This window comes from Ruoffia sp. FAM 20857 (assembly GCF_045528645.1).
Classification (GTDB): domain Bacteria; phylum Bacillota; class Bacilli; order Lactobacillales; family Aerococcaceae; genus Ruoffia; species Ruoffia halotolerans.
Genome location: NZ_JBGQRB010000156.1, coordinates 1 through 255 on the forward strand (window position 1 = coordinate 1; position 255 = coordinate 255).

General features: G+C 34.5%; 1 protein-coding gene. It reads left to right on the plus strand.

The window, feature by feature from the left end; all coding sequences use genetic code 11:
- On the plus strand, positions 1-255 hold a 255-nt coding region (locus ACEN4N_RS11665; RefSeq protein ID WP_407094284.1), incomplete at both ends, for an ATP-binding protein.

The window sequence follows — 255 nt, forward strand, 5'->3', positions numbered from 1 at the left end:
AAACTCATTTAGCTAGTGCTTTAGGCTACAAAGCTTGTCAACAGGGTATTGAGACTCGATTTTGGCGAGTTAGTGACCTTGTCTTAGAACTTGAACGAGCATGGAAAAACAATCAATTAGAGCGGTTAAAAAAACGATTTAATCGAGTACAGTTGGTTATATTAGATGAAATGGGTTACGTCCCATTTAACAAGAATGGTTCTGAATTACTCTTTCAATTAATTAGTGATTGGTATGAAACTAAAAGTGTTGTAA